Genomic DNA, 18,478 nt, shown 5'->3' on the forward strand with positions numbered 1-18,478 from the left:
TTTTTAACCTCATTCATTACAAAGGTATGAAATTAACTACCCTTTACAACCCTGCATGCGAAGTGCGGAGGGTAAAGATTAAATTTTTATTGGTCATGAAATTGACTACAATCTTATTACTTGTTGGTGCCTTACATGTGTCGGCAGCCACTTTTTCTCAAACCGTTACCATATCCCGGAGAAAAACTTCGTTAAAAAAGGTTTTCAAAGAGATTAAAAAGCAAACGGGTTATTTCTTTTTCTACAAAGGCCAGGTTTTGGAAGATAAACCTGATGTTACTGTTGAGTTAATTAAGGCTTCGTTAGTGGAAGCACTTAATACCACTTTAAAGGATCAAAACCTAAGTTACAATATCGTAAACAAAACCATCGTAATTAGCGGCAAGGAAAATATACCAGCTGTTGCAGTACGTGCAGCCGTAAAAGTTGAAGTAAAGGGGGTAGTTACTGATAAAGCCACCGGCGAAACAATTCCTGGTGTAAATGTTTCTGTTAAAAATGGAGCAAGTGTTGGCCTAACAAACGATAAGGGTGAGTTTAAGGTTAATGTTGATGAAGGCAGTATTTTGGTTTTCAGTTATGTAGGTTACGATGTATTAGAAGAAAAAGCCATAAGCGGTAAAACGTTTAACATTAAGCTTAGCCCTAAATTAACACAGATGAACGATGTGGTGGTTACGGGTTATCAAACCATTAAAAAAGATAATTACACCGGTAATGCGATTACAATCAAAGGCGAAGACTTAAAGAAAAACAATCCACAAAATTTATTGAAAAGTATCCAGAGTTTTGATCCATCATTCAAGGTTTTGGATAATAATTTATTTGGTTCAGATCCAAATGCTTTGCCAAAAATTAACGTGAGGGGTGCAACTGCGCTTCCATCTATAGAGGATACGGAAAACATACTAGATCGGAATAATCTTTCCAGTAATTACAATCTTCCGGCCTTTATGTTGGATGGTTTTGAAGTTACGCTGCAAAAGGTAACTGATCTTGATATTAATAGAATAGAATCGGTAACGTTATTAAAAGATGCTGCCGCAACGGCAGTTTATGGATCTAGGGCCGCTAATGGAGTAATCGTTATTACGACTAAAGCACCCGTAGCCGGAAAATTACAGCTTTCCTATAACTATGAACTTACTGTAAATGCTCCTGATTTAACCGACTATCATGTTTTAAACGCCAGCGATAAACTTAACTACGAAAAATTAGCAGGCTTATATGATGCCAGTAATAATGCGGGCTATAATCAAGATCAATTGGATGCAGAATATTTTGCCAGGTTAAAAAATGTAGCGAGTGGGGTAGATACTTATTGGTTATCGCAGGCACTAAGGAATGCCTATCGGCAAAAACATTCCCTTTATGTACAGGGGGGGGATCAGAAATTCAGATATGGGGTAGATCTTCGTTATGAAACTACTCCTGGAGTAATGTTGAAATCAGATCGTAACCGATATAGCGGAGGAATGAACTTTACTTACAATCCAACATCAAAGTTGCTTTTCCGGAACGAGGTTACCATTACACAGGTAGATGGTAACAACTCTCCATATGGCGACTTTTCTACCTATGTACGTATGAATCCTTACTATCCTAAAACAAATGCAAACGGAGATATGATTCAGGAACTTGCCACCTGGCAAGTGGATACACACGACGGTAACAACGGGCCACAGATTAAACCGAGATACGTATTTAATCCACTTTACGAAGGTAACTTAGCCAGCTTTGATAAATCATCAAATTTGGAAATTATTGATGCCTTTTCTGTGGATTGGAAATTGAGTCCTAGTTTAACCTTCAAAAGTCAGATCAGTTTAAATAAGAGCAAAACCACTGGTGATAAATTTGTTTCGCCCTTAAGTAATGTGTTTTTCGAGTATGCAGCAGACAAATTGAATAATAAAGGATCTTATACTCTTGTAGAAAGTGATCGTTTGGCTGTTGATGGGAAAGCTACTTTGGGATACAATAAACAGGTGGGAGATCAATACTTCAATCTGGTTTTGGGTACAAATGTGGTAACCTCAAGAAGTGATGATAAATTGGTTGAAGCTCAAGGTTTCTCTAACGATCGTTTTACAAATATTGGTTTCGCACGTATTTATAAGGAAAATTCGGCACCAGGGGGCAACGTTTCAGAAAATCGATTGGCTGGTGCTTTCTTTTCAGGCAATTACTCCTTTAAAAATAAATATCTTTTAGATGCTTCCTTCCGTTATGAAGGTTCATCAGCCTTTGGCTCAAATAAACGCTTTGCGCCTTTTTGGTCAACAGGTATAGGTTGGAATATGCATCGTGAGGCTTTTCTTGCAGATTCTAAAGTAATCAGTCAGCTGAGATTAAAGGCCAGTACAGGTATTGTAGGTTCGGTATCATTTCCGGCCTATTTATCACGCTCAATTTATCAATATGATCCATCAAACTGGTATTCTACCGGTTTGGGTGCGCAAGTATTAGGTTACGGCAACAGCAACCTGCAGTGGCAAAAAACAAAAACTTATGATGTTGGCATCGATTTAGGCCTGTTTAAGGACCGATTTGTAATATCTCCACGTTACTATTATAAGTTGACCAAAGGTTTAATTACAGATATTGATCTTTCTCCATCAACTGGGTTTACTACATATAAGGAAAACCTCGGCGATATGGCAAACGAAGGCTATGAACTTTATTTAACTGCTAATGCTTATCGATCACAGGATTTCAATATCAACATTACTGGAAATTTAGCACATAACGTAAATACTTTAGTAAAACTTTCCAATTCGTTAAAAACTTTAAATGATAAAATTGACCAATATCAGACGAACCCTGATAAAAAAGCACAATCTACACCTTTATTGCGCTATAATGAAGGCCAATCCCTCACTTCTATATATGCAGTTAGATCGTTAGGTATTGATCCTCAAACCGGAAAAGAAATTTTTGTGAAAAAAGATGGGTCAATTACCTATGACTGGGACGTAAAAGACATTATGCCTGTTGCAGATGGGGCACCTAAAGCCGAGGGTAATGTTTCTGCAAATATTGGTTACAAGAGTTTTATGCTAAGCTTAAGCTTTTATTATCGTTTCGGAGGATATACCTACAATCAAACATTGGTAGACCGGATTGAGAATGCAGATCCACGTTTTAATGTGGATAGCAGGGTATTAAACGAACGATGGATTAAACCTGGAGACCAGACTTTTTTTAAAAATATAGCTGATTTGTCCATTACAAATGTATCCTCAAGATTTGTTCAAAAAGATAATCTGATGGAATTACGTTCCATTTATCTTTCGTATGATTTTAAAAGGGAAATGATCAAAAAGTTTGGCTTCCAAAATCTCCGTACTGCTCTGACTATGAACGATATTTTCAGAACCTCCAGCATAGAAATGGAGCGGGGAACGAGTTATCCATTTGCCAGAAGTTTAACTGTTTCATTGCTGGCCTCATTCTAAACACTAAGAAAATGAAAAAATATTTGTTAATCATCTTTGCCATCATTGCCTGCACATCGTGTAAGAAATTTTTGGATATTCAGCCGGAATCCGATGTATCTAAAGAAGAATTATTTACATCTGAAGAGGGTTTTAAGGAGGCTTTAAACGGAGCTTACGTTGGTTTTGCTAGTCCAAATTTATATGGAGGCAACTTAACCGTGAGCAATTTGGATATAATTGCACAGAATTATCAGTTTAACGATGCAATTTTGCAAAAAGTAGCTGCATTTGATTATACCGTTCCTGCATGGATGAGCAAAATCAGCATCATTTGGAACAATTCTTATAAAGGAATTGGTAACGTAAATCAGATCCTGGAGGTTATAGATGAGCGAAAAGGCATTTTTAGGGATGGTAATTATAATATTATTAAGGGTGAGGCACTGGCATTACGAGCATACATGCACTTCGATCTGTTGCGTATGTTCGGGCCATCCTATAAGAACAACCCAACTTTTAAGGCAATCCCTTATGTTACTACAGTTTCGACCAAAACCACACCATATTCTACTGTAAGTGAAGTTATTAATCGGGTTATTAATGATTTGCAACAAGCAAAAGCTTTGCTTAAAACCAGCGATCCAATTATTCCAGCTTCTTATGTGGTGGGCTATCCTAAAGGCGAAAAGGCAACTGAACTTAAAAATAGCTCTCTTTTTCTACAAAATAGGAGGCACCATATTAATTATTATGCTGTAGCCGGAGAATTAGCAAGGGTGTACCTGTATAAAGGAGATCAGACAAATAGTTTAAGCAATGCAAAAGAAGTAATAGAGTCTTTAAAGTTTCCATGGACGGTTAAAGAGGATTTCTTTGCGGCTGATGTTGCCAAACGCGACCGGATATTTTACAATGAGATTTTGTTTGGCTGGTTTGCATCTAAAGCATCGATAGATCAGGCTAACGGATTATTTGCAAAAGATAATCCCGATTATTCGGCCACAACAGACCAGATTAATACCATATATAATTTGGGCACTGTTGGTGCAGACGATTGGCGTTATAAACAATGGTTTAGATTAATAAAAGCAGCGAATGTTTCCGATCGGTTCTATCTTCAGAAATATGTGGTTAATTCTTCTCCGATAGAAAACCTGCACCCTATGGTGTTACCTGCTTTGCGTTTGAGCGAAATGTACCTTATTGCTGCAGAAGCAAGTTTTGATACAGATGCTATAAAAGCATTAGACTATTTTAATACACTTAGGGTTCACCGCGGTATCGGAACAGGATTATCAGCAGGTATTTCTAAAACAGATTTTGTAAAGGAACTTGAAGGAGAATACCGCAAGGAGTTTTATGGTGAGAGTCAGAACTTTTACATGCATAAGCGCTTAAACCTTAATATTGTTACTACTTCAGGATTGATATATGCTCCTTCGGATAAGCTTTTCGTTTTTCCACTTCCCATTGATGAACAGGCTTACAGAAATTAATTTAACAGACACAAAGATGAAAAATAATATTATTTATATTTTGCTTTTGAGCATGACTTTCTTTGCCTGCAAAAAGAACGAAATGTTGCCTTATATTTCTAATGACAACGTTTATTTGCATTATCTAGATAAAGATGGCAATCAGGATACCACCACACTCAGTTATTCTTTTGCCTATCGGCCAGGTTTGGCTCAAGATACCATTTGGGTACCAATTATTGTTACTGGTCCAAGGGTTTCTCACAGCCGCCAGTTTTCACTGTCTATCGTAGATTCAGTTACCACTGCAATAAAGGGTACACATTATGAGCCATTAAAGCCATTTTATACATTACCTGCAGATTCAGGTACCCTTAAGATTCCTATTATACTGAAAAATACTGATGAAGCTTTGGCTAATAAATCAGTTCGATTAGGCTTCAGTACTATTGGTGGAGGTGACTTTCAGGCAAATCTTCCTTTGTATTTACGCAGTAAAAAGGTGCTTTTTTCTAACCGTTTAGAGAAACCAAGCTGGTGGATTTACTGGGAGTCTCAACTTGGCGAGTATGGAAGGTTAAAGCATCAATTGTTTTTAATTTCGTCAGGTACTGTCGATCTGGTTGATATGTCTAAACCCAATGCTTATTTAGAAATTCCCCGTACACTTTACTACATCGAAAATTTTCGAGTTTTCTTGAAAGACCCAGCTGCCTGGATTTTAAAAAATCCTGATAAAGGTTTCGTATTTACACCAAAAACTGATGGGAGCAAAGATTACGATTTCTACAATACGGCCTCGCCGAGCAAACGTTATACCGTAAAATATTTTTCATTGGTAAATGGTTATTTTTTTATTGATGAAAACGGCAAACAGATTATTATCTAACAGCTAAAAAGAAATGAAGATGAAATTCAAATTGTTTTTTTTACTGGCCATATTGGCCGGTTTATACACGGCCTGTAAAAAGGATCTTGGTAATTATGATTACCATCCGCCCTCAGAACCTACCCTTAATAAATTTAAGGATTCTACTTTTTCAGCCCTTTTGGGTGATTCATTGATCTTAAATCCGAAAATCATATTGGCAGATGCCGATCCATCAACTGATTTGTCATATGAGTGGAAAATCAATGTTCAGGAAGAAGCAAGAGAAGCGGTATATACTGGTTTTCCATTAAAATTGGTTTACAATCTTGGTCCAGGTTTGCGCTCTTCAAAATTGATTATTACCGATAAACGCAATGGGTTAAAGTATGTTATTCCTTTTAACATTATGGGAAGTACCGAGTTTACCAAAGGAAAAATTGTGTTGAGTGATGATAACGGAACCACCAAACTTTCATTTGTGAAACCAGATAACAAGACTGTTATTGCGGATATATATAACGCCTTTCATAAAGAAACTTTACCATCAAACCCTGTAGAGCTCTATTTTGCCGATCCACTTCCTTACCAACCAATTACACAGCAACAGTTTTGGGTATTATGTAATGATCAAAATAAGAAAAGCCCCTTCTTGGATGCAAGTACTTTGTTACGTAAAAGCTATCTCAATGATCAGTTTTTTACCCCCCCGGCTACCATCTTTCCCGGACATATAGAATCTTACCAGGGAACTGTGCCAACAGGTGTAATAAACGGCAAAATGTATGTGGGAGTGGTTTCTACCGCACCTTTTGCACCAGATTATGGCAAATTTGCAAATGAACAGGCGGGTGATTATAATTTATCTAAATATTTTACTTTCACTGGCGCATTCTATTTTGCCTTTGACATCAAAACTAAAGGGTTTGTAACTTTTGCCGGTGATGGAAGTTATCTTGGTAAGGATTATGTTGTGGATCCTGCCGGAACCAGTTTCGATCCTAAAAATATTGGTATGGATTTGCTTTACATGAAAACTGGTCCAGCAGGTACATATTATGCATATTTCAAAGCAACAGATGGTACAATCTATGAATTAAGCTTCACCTATCAGTTCGATTCCGTTAATAGAAAAATCAAAGCAGAATATAAACGCGTATTTAAAGGGGCTTCACTTGTAACAGTAGATACTAAATGGCAACGTAATAGTTTAAATGTCTTTTACTTTACCTCCAATGATAAAATATATCGTTATAACCCACTTAACGAAGAATTACGTGCACTGGATGCTGATTTTGGCGGGAAAAAAGTATCAATGTTAAAAATCAGTAATGATGATAACACCCTTACAGTTGGCACAACCGGTTCAATTTACACCCTTGATGTTAGTGTAGGCAAGAACGGGATTATCACACAAACCATTACCGGAATTCCAGGTGCCCCTGTAGATATTATAATCAGAAAATAATTATTTCATGCCTGAGTACCTTAACCCTTAGGCATGAATTTACTCAACTTATAAAAACATTTAGATGAAAACTATAAAATTATCACTATTGGCGTTATTGTTCCCGGTTTTGCTATGGGCGCAAACACCTAATTTTAGCTTAACAGGCAAAATAGGCACTTTGAGTGCCCCTGCCAAAGCCTATATCGATTACATGGATAATGGCGTAAGCCATGAAGATTCTGTAGCACTGGTTAATGGCAATTTTAAATTTTCGGGCCATATTACTGGCAATGCCTATGCGCGTATGGCGTTAGATCATACTGGTGGTGGCAAAGGAAAGGCTGTTTATACAGGCGATGTGATTTATTTTTATTTTGGTAAAGAACAGGTGACCATTACTTCTAAAGATTCGCTGGATAATGCCGTATTTACAGGTTCAAAAGTTTACCAGGAATATGATGCTTACAACAAAGCAATTGGAGGTACCATTATGGCACTTACCAAAGCTGTAAACATCGATTTTAACCGTGGCACACCTGAACAGCAAAAAGATACCGCATACATGAAAGCAGTGGATATGCGCTATAGAAAAAACATTCAGAACAGAACCGATAAGCAGTTTTTGTTTGCAAAAGAACACCCAACTTCATTTTTCTCATTAGTAGCGCTATCAGAAGCTGCCGGAACTAAGGTTGATGTAGCTAAAGTTCAGCCGCTGTTTAATGCCTTAAATAAAGAATATCGCGAAACTGACATGGGAAAAGAACTGGCGCAGCGCATTGCCGCAAGTGGCATTACGGCAATTGGAAATGCTGCACCACTTTTTACACAAAATAATGTTGTAGGCAAACCAGTTTCATTAGCCAGTTTAAAAGGTAAAGTAGTATTGGTAGAGTTTTGGGCAAGCTGGTGCAGTCCATGCAGGGCAGAAAACCCAAATCTGGTTAAGCAATATCAGACTTATAAGGATAAAGGCTTCGAAATTATTTCAGTTTCACTTGATAATGTAAAAGAACGTTGGCTTGAAGCCATTGAAAAGGATGGTTTAGACTGGATCCACGTATCAGATTTAAAAGGCTGGAACAATGAAGTGGGCCGTTTATATGGTGTACGTGCAGTTCCTGCAAGTTTTTTGGTTGATGCCCAGGGTAAAATTATTGGCAATGGCCTACGTGGCGAACCTTTAAACAAGAAACTGGCAGAAATATTTAATTAAATCAAGGCCAAACAAGTAAAGATGAAAAAGATACTAACGGTATGCCTCATGTTAATTTCGCTGCTCACATTTGCCAGCGGAAAACGTCATGATAAAATTGCTTTAAGGGTTTTGTACGTTGGGTATAATCCCGATAAACCTATGCCCGAAAATGTGGTTTACTATTCTACCACACCAGGTATAGTAGATAAAGTTTACAAAACAAGAATGGCAGATTTTAAAGCTTTTCTTGAGCAGCGGTTTACTGAAGTAAGCGTGGTGGATGTGGCTGATTATAAGGTAGAAATGTCTGATGAGGTTGATGTTACCTTAATGGATGCTGGTCCGGTTGCGCTGCCTGCAAATTTTAACCGTCCGATGGTTTTGATGCATGCCATGGCACCGAATGTAGGTTTGCCCTTAGGTTTAAAATTTGATTGGTATTGCCAGTGTCTGGATAATGAAGCGTTGAACATTAAAACCAGTCACCCTATTTTTAATACGCCAAACGCAGTTAAGTTAACTTTAGTAAAAAAAACAACTCCCGGTTCTTTTTTTAATGGGCACCAGGCTGCCACAACGCCAAAGCAAATGGATATGTGGCAGGTCGTAAAGCAGGGTTTTTCATCCAAAGAGCCTTATTTAATCGGGATGGTTTCGCATGGCGAAGGCTTTAACGATTCTCCTGATGCTGAATCGATTTCGGGAGGGGTTTGCCTTAAAAATGCTGAAGCCGTGGCATTGGGTCGCCAGGGAAATTATTTTATGTGGGGTTTTGCAGGTTCGCCTGATTATATGACGGATGAAGCGAAGGATGTTTTTGTAAACAGCATCTGTTACATTAAAAAGTTCGATCATTTATCAGCTATTGTTAAAAAAGTGCAGATTGAAACCAGGAGTGGGATTGATGAATTGGTATACCGCCTGAACAAAGACCTTTACAATCAGGCTATAGTATCCCGAAAGGAAGGTAATCTTCGGATGCTGAAAATGCAACAGGAATTAAAAGATAAAAAGGCAAAAGGTGAAGACATTGGCCATGGCAACGAAATGTTTTTAAAAATGCCGATCACCAACGATACGCAATCGTTCGAAGATTATGTAAAAGGATTTGCTGGCGATAGTTTATTCAACATTTATGGTACCAATATCAATCAATACCACAAGTATTACCGCCAAAATTATGAATATTTTTATCCTTCGGGTGTGTACAGCTTGCAATTGGATCGCGATGCACAAAAGTTGGGGATTTCCAACCGAAAAGTTGCCCTTTTGGATAAATGCGTAAGCCTGCTCGAATCCAATACAGATGTTGCAATGGCCCAACGCCTTTTGGAACGTTATACTGTAGAAAAATTTAATAAGGCAGGAGATTGGCGAAAATGGCTTGATCTAAACCGGAATAATCTGTTTTATACCGAAGCAGGTGGCTTTAAATTTATGGTAAACACATTCGGCAAAAATGTTACTCAAAACCAGCTGCAAAGTTATCACTTACCAAAAGAAATATTGAGTGCAGAACCCACAACGGCTGATCCTGTAGCTGTTTCTGCAAAGTTTATTCCAGGTAATGGCGATAAAAAGGATAGTTTGCTTATCGAGGCTAAAATTTTAAAAGGCTGGCATATCTATGCTTATGTAGCAAAAGATAATCCTTTTGTAGTTACCGAAACCAGACTCGAGCTTCCTGAAGGTGCAGTAGCCGATCACGAATGGAAAACAACAGCAGCTGTGCCATACCCTGGTAATGAAGGTATGTTTATTTTTGAAGGAAAGGCAGACTTTAGGATTATGGTGGATTACAGCAAGGCAAAAGCCGGTACTAAAATTAAATGTGGTTTGTATTACCAGGTATGTGATGAGACCAAGTGTTATCCACCGAAAGAAAAAATATTGGAAATAATTATTTAATCTACCTATGCGCTCGGCATGGCCGGTAAAATGGCCTTGCCGTTTTTAAATTCCTTAATAAAATATGAAATTTTCATTAAAGCTTTGCTTTTTAGCCCCGCTGTGCCTGTTTGTATGTTTTTCAGCATTGGCACAAAGCCCGGTAAATAAATCCGATTCCTTACGCAATAAGCTTTTATCAGAAATGATTGCAGAGCCAGCACCTGGTTTCACTTTAAAAGACCTGGATGGAAATGCCGTATCACTAAAAGATTTGAAAGGTAAGGTAGTTGTACTCGATTTTTGGTCTACATGGTGCGTGCCCTGCAAAAAATCTTTTCCAGCCATGCAATTGGCTGTTAATGCCTATAAAAATGATCCCTCAGTGAGGTTTCTGTTTATCCATACCTGGGAAACAACCAAAACTCCGCTTGAAGATGTAAAAAAGTATATAGAAACGTCTGGTTTTAAATTTCAGGTGCTAATGGATCTTAAAGATGGTTTGGGGCATAATACTGCTGTTGAAGCTTATGGCGTTAATGCCATTCCCGCAAAATTTGTAATAAATGGCCAAGGGAATATTGTATTTAAACTTACCGGCTTTACCGGAACAGATGCCGCTGCACTTAAAGAAATTTCTGAAAGGATCAGCTTGGCTAAAAATCATAAGTAAAATGAAAAACAACATAAGGGCAATCGCATTAAGCGTATTGCTATTGATTACTTTCAATGCCAGCGCTCAGAAGAAACAAGTTGCTCAATTTGAGCATACCATAACCGAAGCCCTAAAAAAAGCGTACCCGGCAAGTGTGAGGATGTGGGGTTTTGATGTGCAACAGAACCAAAGAACCAGCGGCCAGTTTAGTGGCGTGGTGGTAAGTGCCGATGGCTATATTTTAACAGCCGCACACACCATTTTACCTGGAAAAAACTATAAAGTGTTTTTCCCTGATGGACGTGAATGCATTGCGCTGGCTTTAGGTAAAATCGACAATAAAAATATGCCTGGTATACCTGATGTAGGCATGATGAAAATAATAGATAAGGGTGTTTATCCCTTTGCAGAAATGGGTTACTCGGCAAGCTTGGTCAAAAATGAACCTTGTATCAGCATTTCATATCCTGAAAGTTTAGATCAAACTAAGCCAACTTTAAGGTTAGGGGAAGTTGCCGAAGTAAAAAACGAATATGGCTTTATCCGCTCAACCTGTAAAATGGAACCCGGCGATTCTGGCGGACCGTTATTTGATTATTATGGCCGGGTAATTGGTTTGCACAGTGCCATTGATGTTTCAGAAGATATGAATTTTGAAATCCCTGTTGATCTTTATCGCCGTTATTGGACAGCCTTAAACCAAGAGGTATTTTACACTGCATTTCCGGATAAAAAAGATACTGTTGCCGTTGATCCTTTAGCAAAGGTGCTTCAAAAAGATACCAAACAGAAAGCGTTGCACCCGGATTTCGATTCACCCAAAATCACTAATAGTACGTTTTTAATAAAAAGTAAATTAAAAGGGATTGAACAGGAAGGAGCGGGCACATTATTGAATGTTAAAACTAAGGCTGGAACCAAAAAGCAATTTGTTTTAGCTAAAAACACTTTAATTGGTGAAAATCCGCTTTTTTTTATAAACGGAGTTGCTGTGATACTAAAAACAATTGAGAAAGATCAGGAAAATGACCTCGTTTTACTGGAAATGGAACAAAAAGTGGCTGGTGGTATCGAATTAAACTTGGCTGATTCTGTTAAAATAGAAATGGGTAAATTCCTTTTTACCATTAACTATGATGGCAAGCTGATGCAAAGTATTTTAGGTAGTTCGCTTTTTAATTTACCAAAAATAAATAGTCAGCCGTATTTAGGTGCAATGGTGGTGTACAATTCTAGTCCAGCTCAATTCTCATTAATTAAAGAGGGAAGTCCGGCAGAAAAAGCAGGTATAAAAGTTGGAGATGAACTGATCAGCATTAACGGAAACATTGTAACTACCGCAAAGGAATTTGCACCTGAAATGTCTAAATTTTGGGCAGATGATGAAGTTGCTTTTGAGTGGAAAAATGATACAGGTAAAATGCATAAAACGGTTAAGATGGATGGCCGGGGCCAATCGGTTTTCAATCACCCGGCAGAAAAATTTGAAGGCGGTAAATCTGTGAGAAGAGATGGATTTAATGCTATTTTTACTCATGATGCAGCCATTAAACCGAACCAGTGTGGTTCTCCGGTTTTCGATTGGCAAGGTAATTTTTATGGAATCAATATCGCGAGGTTTAGCAGAACAACCACAGTTGTGGTGCCTAAAAAGACAATTGTTGATTTTATTGCGAAGGTTGTTCAATAGGGATTTTGTGAAGGATCGCAGAACCTGATTGGGAATTTTAATGTGCTATAATGCTCGTGTCGTAAGATCCCCGCCTGCGCAAGGATGACGGAACAGGATAAAATACTCGTTTATTGATCATTTTGACCGTAGTGGTGAAATCTTTAGACATAGTTCAAAGATTTCTCGGCTACGCTATGCTTCGCTCGAAATGACGATTGAAAATTAATCGTCCTGACTTGATTGGGAATCTTAATCCTCTATAATGCTTGTGTTGTAAGATCCCCGCCTGCGCGAGGATGAAGGAACGGGATAAAATACTCGTTTATTGATCATTTGACCGTGGTGGTGAAATCTTTAGACATAGTTCAAAGATTTCTCGGCTACGCGGTGCTTCGCTCGAAATGACGATTGAAAATTAATTGTCATTTCCAACTAGATTGGGAATCTTAATTCCCTATAATGCTTTTGTTGTAAGATCCCCGCCTGCGCGAGGATGACGGAACGGGATAAAATACTCGTTTATTGATCATTTTGACCGTGGTGGTGAAATCTTTAGACATAGTTCAAAGATTTCTCGGCTACGCTGTGCTTCGCTCGAAATGACGATTGAAAATTAATCGTCATTCCTGACTTGATTCGGAATCTTAATGCCTATAATGCTTTTGTTGTAAGATCCCCGCCTGCGCGAGGATGACGGACCGGGATAAAATATTCGTTTACTCGTCAATTCGACCATAGGAAGAAAACTTTCTCTAATGGTCGGTGTCTCACCGACCATTTATTAATGTTATTTCTTCAACAGCGTATCAATCTCCGTATTAAATTCTTTCACAAACTCATCATAAAATTTCCCTGTTGCAGGGCCATTAAAACCGGTATGTATCTGTGCTACATTACCTTGTTTATCAATAATGATTGTGGTTGGGAAAGAGAGAAAAGAATCGAGGGCTGGCAAAGATTCAGATACCACCTGTTTATCCGCAGTACCGGCAAGTACCTGATCGTACTCAATACCAAAGCGTTCGCGGAAGCGGTTCATTACTTTTTTAGCATATTCAGGCTCGGTAGAGCGCTCGTAATGCAAGGCAATAATTTCAACACCCCGTTTCTTGTTTTCTTTATACCATGGTGCAATAAAAGTAGCTTCATCTACACAGTTAGGGCACCAGCTCCCTGTAATAGTTAATACCACAACCTTATTTTTGTATTTTTCATCCTTGAGTGAAATCTTTTTACCATTTACATCAGGGAAACTAAAATCGAGTGTTTTATAACCCTTTTTGAGATAAGTAAGTTTATAAGGATCGGGTAGGGCAGCATCCTTATTTTTAGTTCCTGTAAATGGCTGACTTCCTCTTGCACCTAGAATCTCGCCTGTTAAAGTACCATCAGGTTGGAAAGTTCCTTTGTAATAAGCTGGTGAAGAACCAATAAAGCTGGATAGCTGAAATTCATTTCCTTCTACTACGCCTTCAAGAAATCGCGAATCGCCGGTTACACGAAGAAAAGTACCTGTAAGTTTATTGCCTGTTTGCTTAAATAGCCCTACAGTTTTTTCTTCTTTGCCATTAGGCGATTTAAAAACCACATCGTAACTGCCAGAATAATCTGCTGTGGCAGGTTTATTATTGGAATTAAAGCGGAAGTTTTTGCGTTCAGCAACAATTGTTAAAGGTTTACCTGTTTTATCCTGTTTCCGTAATGTACCATTTAGCTGGTCACCATCAATCGCAAAGGCCAGTTCGTTATCAAATTGATCAAGTTTAACAAAAAGAGAATCTGTAGTTTGCGTTACTACGCCACCTTCGAAACTTTCTTCAGCATTGCGAAAATATAATTTCTGCTGACCGCCTTTTTCATTAATCTCAAAGTTGAATGGAATTTCTAATCCTTCCTTTACTTTCGCTATTCCGCGCCAGTTACCCAATGCTACAAAGGCTTTAGTTGCTTTTGCGCTGGTTTTTAGCTTTTGGCTATTTGCTAAAGCGGTATTTTCCTGAGCGTATGTAATTGATGTTGATATGGCCAATAAGGCTGATAAAATAATTTTCGAATTCATTAGGACTGTTTTAATCGACTAAATTAGTCGACAAATATACGGGTATATTGAGCAAAGAAAAAATATTTCAATAAAAATCTACAAAAACTATAGGATAAATGGAATTAGTTATACCTTTGCTGCAGTTATTTTAAAATACTTATCAAGAAAGGCGGAGGGAATGGCCCTATGAAGCCTTAGCAACCAGCTATTTGTTAGAAATGGTGCTAAATCCATCCCGGATAAATCTGGGATAGTTAAGTCAGTTGTTTGCATATCCTTATCAAAATATATGGGGCACTTCTGATTTAAGAGGTGCTTTTTTTGCTCTGCTGCATTCTTGATTAGTAAAAATGTTATAAATAAAATCATCCAAATGGAAGAAACAGACGAGCAAAAATTAAATCATTTAAATCCTTGCACATATATCCGAATGTGTAAGCCCTGTTAGCACTGCTCCAGGTTAACAGGCTTTTTCTAGGCTAACCAATCCTTTAGTAATATGAAAATTAACACGGTTTAATCGTGGTGGAATCGTTTTGCCCAATTATTATCCCTTTTACTAATTATTAACTACACACATGTTTAAATTTATTAAATCAACAGCGTTTATTCTGCTGCTCTTTATAGCACAGCAGCTATCCGCTCAAAATGCAACGGTTTCCGGTACGGTAAAATCGGCAGATGGAGAAACACTTCCCGGTGTTTCCATTCTTATAAAGGAGACCAAGCAAACATCAATTACTGATGGTAAGGGCGCTTTTTCTATAAATGCACCCGATAAAGGTACTTTAGTATTCTCTTACATTGGTTTTAAAACCCAGGAAATACAAATCAGCAAAAATGGACCGATTTGGGTTGTATTGCAATCGAGCGATAATGCACTTGATGAGGTAGTGGTAACTGCGTTGGGTATTTCGCGACAAAAGAAATCTCTAGGTTATGCCGTTCAGGAACTTAAAGGACAGGATTTGGCTGAAGCGAAAGAATCTAACCTGGTGAATGCATTGGCAGGTAAAATTGCCGGTGTAAGGGTAACCAACAGTCAGGGCAGTATGGGTTCTTCGCGGGTGGTAATCAGAGGTGAAACTTCAATTGCAGGTAACAACCAACCTTTATTCGTGGTGGATGGGATTCCTGTAGATAATTCGCAGTTAAATTCTGCCGGGGCAAGAGATTATGCCAATACCATCTCGGATATTAACCCGGAAGATATAGAATCGATCAGTGTTTTAAAGGGCCCAAATGCGGCTGCTTTATATGGCTCCAGGGCTGCTGCAGGGGTGATTTTAATTAAAACCAAAACCGGAAAATCAAAAAAAGGATTAGGGATTGCCATTAACTCAAACGCTGTGTTAGAAACCTTATTAACACTACCTGTTTATCAAAATGCATTTGGTCAGGGATCGGAAGGTAAATTCAGCTATGTAGATGGTGCGGGTAAAGGCATTAACGATGGGGTAGATGAAAGTTGGGGTCCAAAATTGGATGGAAGATTAATTCCTCAATTCTTTTCTAAAGGAGTTGCTGTTCCATTTGTTGCACACCCGGATAATGTACGCGACTTTTTTCAAACCGGATATTCATTAAATAATGGTGTATCTGTTGCTGATGCAGGAGAAAAATACGATTACCGGATTTCGTACAATAACCTTAAACAGGTAGGCATAGTGCCAAACTCAGGTCAGGGCAAAAATTCATTTGTATTAAATACATCTCTAAAAATAACACCAAAGCTTACGTTAACGGCTAATGCCAATTATAGCAAACTCAATTCAGATAATTTACCTGGCACAGGTGGTTCACGATCAACAAGTACGATGTTGCAGTTTACGTGGTTTGGCAGGCAGGTTGATATTAACCAGTTGAAAAACTATTTAGACGAAAATGGAAAAACGTTTAACTGGAATAACAGTTACTATAGCAATCCATATTGGGTGGCTTATGAGAATACTGTTTCGCAAAACCGTAACCGGATTATTGGAAGCTTGGCACTGAATTATAAAATTATCGATGGCCTTGATTTTAATTTCCGGTCGGGTACCGATTATTATACCGACAGACGTAAAGTAAGAATTGCTTATGGTACCAATGGAACGCCATTCGGCTCCTATACAGAAAGTGCGTTTGCGGTGAATGAAAACAATACCGATGCAACATTAAACTTCAACAAACAGCTAAATGAAGATTTTAGTCTGGAATTGTTGGGTGGTGGTAACATCCGTAAACAATCTATTGAACAAAACGATCAGAGTGCGCCTAAATTGGCCATTGCCGGATTGTACACGCTTAAGAACTCACGTGATCCTTTAATTTCTTCAAATAATTTATCGCGCTTAAAATCGTATAGTGTTTATGCATCCGGGCAGATAGGATTTAGAAATTACCTTTTTGCCAACATCACCGCCCGTAACGATTGGTCATCTACTTTACCTGCACAGAACAGATCTTACTTTTACCCATCGTTTAACGGAAGTTTTGTAGCTACCGAAGCTTTTGATATTAAAAGTGAAGCCCTTAATTATTTAAAAATCCGTGGAGGCTGGTCTAAAGTGGGTAAAGATGCAGATCCTTACCGATTGATTAATACTTATGCATTTGGTGCGCCATTTAATATCGATCCCGAATTACTTAAGTTATACCCTGATATTGTAAGTGCTAACCCTCAGTTAAGCCCTGGATCGATAGATTTAAATCCCAATTTAAAACCAGAAACTACAACTTCTACCGAACTGGGTGTTGAAGCTGTGTTTTTTAACAAAAGGTTACGTTTCGATTTAAGTGCTTATAATACAAATAGTTACAATCAAATTTTGGCGGCCGATGTAAGCCAGAGTACAGGTTTCAGTTCAAAACTACTTAATGCCGGAAAAATTAACAATAAAGGGATCGAAGCACAGTTGGGTATTACACCAATAAAAAAAGCTTTTACCTGGGATATTGATTTCAACTTTGCAGCAAACAGAAGCAGGGTAATAGAATTGGATGCCGAAAAATTATTAACCAACTATGTTGTGGCATCAAGCACAGCGCAGGTAATTGCCACTGTTGGGCAGCCTTATGGTTCGCTTTTCGGAACAGCCTTTTTAAGAGATGGAAACGGAAACATTATTGTTAATGCTACAGGAGCACCCGCTACCAATCCTAATAAACAAGTGCTTGGAAAATATACACCAGATTGGATTGGTGGAGTATACAATACTTTTACTTATAAAGGTTTAAGTTTAGGTGTTTTGGTTGATGCAAGCATTGGTGGTTCTATCTACAATGGTACTTACTCAACTGGTACCTATACCGGTGTATTGGCTTCTACATTGCCTGGCAGGGCGGCAGAATATGGTGGTATATCTTATTATTATCCGGATAACAAAAAAGAGAATGGAACAGTTAGGGTAAATGGAACTGCACCAGCGGGGGTTACTGTTTATGATGATGGGGTTATTTTTGATGGCGTAACAGCTGATGGTAAGCGCAACGAAAAGATATTGCCAGCTCAACAATATTATAAATCATTCAGAAATATTGATGAATCAAGCATATTCGATGCTTCTTATGTTAAACTTCGTGAGGTGAAGTTAAGTTATAACCTGCCCGCCAAATGGCTTCGTCCGTTAAGTTTACAAGGCGTTTCTGTATCGCTTGTTGGCCGTAACCTGTGGATCATCCACCGCAATACAGTAGATATCGATCCTGAAGTGGCTTTTAATACTGGTAACGGTCAGGGTTTAGAGAGTTTATCTAATCCCAGCACACGCAGTTACGGCATCAACTTAAATGTTAAATTTTAAATATTTC

The 18,478-nt window shown here is 38.2% G+C and carries 10 protein-coding genes and 1 riboswitch; of the genes, 9 read left to right on the forward strand and 1 reads right to left on the reverse strand.

Features of this window, described 5'->3' with window-relative positions; genetic code table 11:
• Window positions 1-95 precede the first annotated feature (95 nt).
• From ACZZZW_RS15020 to ACZZZW_RS15055, 8 genes are all read left to right on the forward strand, one after another.
• Window positions 96-3,458: a SusC/RagA family TonB-linked outer membrane protein gene (locus ACZZZW_RS15020; RefSeq protein ID WP_463494547.1), complete on the forward strand. Its 3,363-nt coding sequence runs from the start codon at window positions 96-98 to the stop codon at window positions 3,456-3,458.
• Between the two features lie 11 nt (window positions 3,459-3,469).
• Window positions 3,470-4,936, forward strand: coding sequence for a RagB/SusD family nutrient uptake outer membrane protein (locus ACZZZW_RS15025; RefSeq protein ID WP_463494549.1), 1,467 nt, complete (start codon window positions 3,470-3,472; stop codon window positions 4,934-4,936).
• Between the two features lie 16 nt (window positions 4,937-4,952).
• Entirely contained in the window at window positions 4,953-5,804 is an 852-nt protein-coding gene (locus ACZZZW_RS15030) for a DUF4843 domain-containing protein (protein WP_463494551.1), read from the forward strand.
• Window positions 5,805-5,823: 19 nt separating this feature from the next.
• Window positions 5,824-7,251 (forward strand): PKD-like family lipoprotein, encoded by a 1,428-nt coding sequence (locus ACZZZW_RS15035; RefSeq protein WP_463494553.1) that lies wholly within the window; start codon window positions 5,824-5,826, stop codon window positions 7,249-7,251.
• A 64-nt stretch (window positions 7,252-7,315) separates the two neighbouring features.
• A complete protein-coding gene (locus ACZZZW_RS15040) occupies window positions 7,316-8,449 on the forward strand; it encodes a redoxin domain-containing protein (RefSeq protein WP_463494555.1) in 1,134 nt (377 codons plus the stop codon).
• A gap of 21 nt (window positions 8,450-8,470) precedes the next feature.
• Window positions 8,471-10,339, forward strand: coding sequence for a protein-disulfide reductase DsbD domain-containing protein (locus ACZZZW_RS15045; protein ID WP_463494557.1), 1,869 nt, complete (start codon window positions 8,471-8,473; stop codon window positions 10,337-10,339).
• Between the two features lie 64 nt (window positions 10,340-10,403).
• The gene (locus ACZZZW_RS15050; RefSeq protein ID WP_463494559.1) at window positions 10,404-10,991 is read left to right on the forward strand and encodes a TlpA family protein disulfide reductase; all 588 of its coding nucleotides are present in this window, start codon (window positions 10,404-10,406) and stop codon (window positions 10,989-10,991) included.
• 1 nt (window position 10,992) lies between these two features.
• Window positions 10,993-12,663 carry a trypsin-like peptidase domain-containing protein gene (locus tag ACZZZW_RS15055; RefSeq protein WP_463494561.1) on the forward strand — a complete coding sequence of 557 codons (1,671 nt, stop codon included), beginning with the start codon at window positions 10,993-10,995 and terminating at the stop codon, window positions 12,661-12,663.
• Window positions 12,664-13,432: 769 nt separating this feature from the next.
• Here ACZZZW_RS15055 and ACZZZW_RS15060 read toward each other — a convergent pair.
• Window positions 13,433-14,704, reverse strand: coding sequence for a peroxiredoxin family protein (locus ACZZZW_RS15060; RefSeq protein WP_463494563.1), 1,272 nt, complete (start codon window positions 14,702-14,704; stop codon window positions 13,433-13,435).
• A gap of 136 nt (window positions 14,705-14,840) precedes the next feature.
• A riboswitch (SAM riboswitch) is annotated at window positions 14,841-14,947 on the forward strand.
• A gap of 317 nt (window positions 14,948-15,264) precedes the next feature.
• Here ACZZZW_RS15060 and ACZZZW_RS15065 point away from each other — a divergent pair.
• Window positions 15,265-18,471 (forward strand): SusC/RagA family TonB-linked outer membrane protein, encoded by a 3,207-nt coding sequence (locus tag ACZZZW_RS15065; protein ID WP_463494565.1) that lies wholly within the window; start codon window positions 15,265-15,267, stop codon window positions 18,469-18,471.
• The last annotated feature ends 7 nt before the right edge of the window (window positions 18,472-18,478 follow it).

The sequence above is a fragment of the Pedobacter sp. AC379 genome (assembly GCF_979258145.1).

What these genes read in the sequence shown, in the direction of transcription:
- ACZZZW_RS15020 (WP_463494547.1), top strand. Translation starts at nt 96, where the DNA reads ATGAAATTGACTACAATCTTATTACTTGTTGGTGCCTTACATGTGTCG.
- ACZZZW_RS15025 (WP_463494549.1), top strand. Translation starts at nt 3,470, where the DNA reads ATGAAAAAATATTTGTTAATCATCTTTGCCATCATTGCCTGCACATCG.
- ACZZZW_RS15030 (WP_463494551.1), top strand. Translation starts at nt 4,953, where the DNA reads ATGAAAAATAATATTATTTATATTTTGCTTTTGAGCATGACTTTCTTT.
- ACZZZW_RS15035 (WP_463494553.1), top strand. Translation starts at nt 5,824, where the DNA reads ATGAAATTCAAATTGTTTTTTTTACTGGCCATATTGGCCGGTTTATAC.
- ACZZZW_RS15040 (WP_463494555.1), top strand. Translation starts at nt 7,316, where the DNA reads ATGAAAACTATAAAATTATCACTATTGGCGTTATTGTTCCCGGTTTTG.
- ACZZZW_RS15045 (WP_463494557.1), top strand. Translation starts at nt 8,471, where the DNA reads ATGAAAAAGATACTAACGGTATGCCTCATGTTAATTTCGCTGCTCACA.
- ACZZZW_RS15050 (WP_463494559.1), top strand. Translation starts at nt 10,404, where the DNA reads ATGAAATTTTCATTAAAGCTTTGCTTTTTAGCCCCGCTGTGCCTGTTT.
- ACZZZW_RS15055 (WP_463494561.1), top strand. Translation starts at nt 10,993, where the DNA reads ATGAAAAACAACATAAGGGCAATCGCATTAAGCGTATTGCTATTGATT.
- ACZZZW_RS15060 (WP_463494563.1), bottom strand. Translation starts at nt 14,704, where the DNA reads ATGAATTCGAAAATTATTTTATCAGCCTTATTGGCCATATCAACATCA.
- ACZZZW_RS15065 (WP_463494565.1), top strand. Translation starts at nt 15,265, where the DNA reads ATGTTTAAATTTATTAAATCAACAGCGTTTATTCTGCTGCTCTTTATA.